The following is a 1,630-nucleotide window of genomic DNA, read 5'->3' on the forward strand; positions in this document are numbered from 1 at the left end:
CCCGCTACGCGCGGACGATTTGTTCTATGGGTCTTTTATGAGCAATTGTTCAATCAAGACTCTGAGAAAATTAAATCCTCGCACGCCGGAGGTGACGCGGCGAACTGCCGTCACAGGACCGTTGTTCATGCTTGCAGGGGCGATGCTTATGCGTCCGGTAGGTGCGGGAGCCTCTGACCGCAAAGCAGATGCGTTACCGGAAACTCTGCTGTCACCAATCGCGTTGTGTCGTGTGATCCGCGAACGTGGCGGACTGCTTGCTCGCTACGGAGATGACAGTCTAGTGTGTGCGCCACGCCGACTCGTACCAATCAGTCTGGAAGTGGGGTATAATGGAGTGAGCTATCTCGTGGCCGAACAAATGGGCGGCTGTTCACGCTCACAAGTCTTTGGAATGGCTAAAACCTTCCGATTGAAGCGCTTTCAATCTCTGGCGCAGCTTTCCGGCACCTTTGCTTTGCAGGGTGTTGGACCGGATGTACCGCGAAGCTATATCAAAACCATCGTCTGCTCTCGCACACGCTAACTTTCGCTCATTGCAGAAGTGAGGCGAGGTTCTCCTCGCCTCAAACAAGGAGCGTCAGACGTCGCCTCTGCCTGTCTTGGCTTGGAGCTCGTCGATGCGCACACTGGCTTCGGCTTTGGTAAGGCTCGCGTCGAAGTCCACGCCCGCTTCCTCAGATAGCGTCATGAGGTAGGATTTCTGCGCGCCTGTCATCTCCTCGTCGCCTGTGACCCAATTGTCGGGATCCTTCTGCGCATTGCCGCCGATGTCGGACTTGTCGATGTGGGTGTCAGTCATGGGGGATCTCCGTGTTCTGTGTATGTTCTTAACACGGGCAAGCGATGATCGTTGCACGATAGTGCGTGGATGACATGCGTGATGCCGTCTACGAGACACTGAGACCGCCAACAGCGTCGGTTCGTCTGCCAAAGATCGCACGACCGAAAATCCAGACAACAAAAAACCCCGCCGGACGTGCACGAGGCACGGACCGACGGGGTCGCTGTTCGAAATCGTTATGGAGGCTGTAAAGTCTTGTAATCTGACACCGCACCCCCGTGAAAACCGGGCAGCGACTTACTCTCCCACGCCTTAAGACGTAGTACCATCAGCGCGAAGGGGCTTAACGACCGAGTTCGGAATGGGATCGGGTGGGGACCCCTTGCTATAACCACCCGGTTATCGCGAAGGTGCGGTGTGTAAAGAAGATATCGTTCTAGCACGTTTGTCCACGCTTCCCGGATGAGGGGAAGTGGACAGCCTGTCACGCTGGCTGTGCTGGCCAACGCGCATGGGCGCCTGATCGAAGAATCAAGCCAATCGAGTTATTAGTACTGGTAAGCTTCACATGTCACCATGCTTCCACACCCAGCCTATCAACGTGGTGGTCTTCCACGACTCTCAAGGGAGCTCTCGTATTGAGGTAGGTTTCCCGCTTAGATGCTTTCAGCGGTTATCCTTTCCATTCATAGCTACGCTGCAATGCCACTGGCGTGACAACAGCTCCACCAGAGGAATGTCCACCCCGGTCCTCTCGTACTAAGGGCAGATCCTCTCAAAACTCCTACTCCCACGGCAGATAGGGACCGAACTGTCTCACGACGTTCTAAACCCAGCTCACGTACC

At 55.3% G+C, this 1,630-nt stretch carries 2 protein-coding genes and 2 rRNA genes; 1 reads left to right on the forward strand and 3 read right to left on the reverse strand.

The features are described 5' to 3' along the window. The coding region (locus tag WBA11_RS10365; RefSeq protein ID WP_424520620.1) for a hypothetical protein at positions 1-526 on the forward strand (526 nt) is incomplete at its 5' end. A 54-nt stretch (positions 527-580) separates the two neighbouring features. On the opposite strand, the gene WBA11_RS10370 is transcribed toward WBA11_RS10365, so the two are convergent. The 3 genes from WBA11_RS10370 to WBA11_RS10380 form a co-directional block, all read right to left on the reverse strand. Then, positions 581-802 carry a DUF3072 domain-containing protein gene (locus tag WBA11_RS10370; RefSeq protein WP_424520621.1) on the reverse strand — a complete coding sequence of 74 codons (222 nt, stop codon included), beginning with the start codon at positions 800-802 and terminating at the stop codon, positions 581-583. A gap of 266 nt (positions 803-1,068) precedes the next feature. Then, positions 1,069-1,183, reverse strand: a 5S ribosomal RNA gene (gene rrf / locus WBA11_RS10375). Positions 1,184-1,311: 128 nt separating this feature from the next. After that, a 23S ribosomal RNA gene (locus WBA11_RS10380) occupies positions 1,312-1,630 on the reverse strand; the annotation flags it as partial.

This window comes from Rubrivirga sp. (assembly GCF_049648075.1).
In the GTDB taxonomy this organism is placed as follows: Bacteria; Bacteroidota; Rhodothermia; order Rhodothermales; family Rubricoccaceae; genus Rubrivirga.

Coding starts and splice junctions, on each gene's coding strand:
- WBA11_RS10370 (WP_424520621.1), bottom strand. CDS start 802: ATGACTGACACCCACATCGACAAGTCCGACATCGGCGGCAATGCGCAG.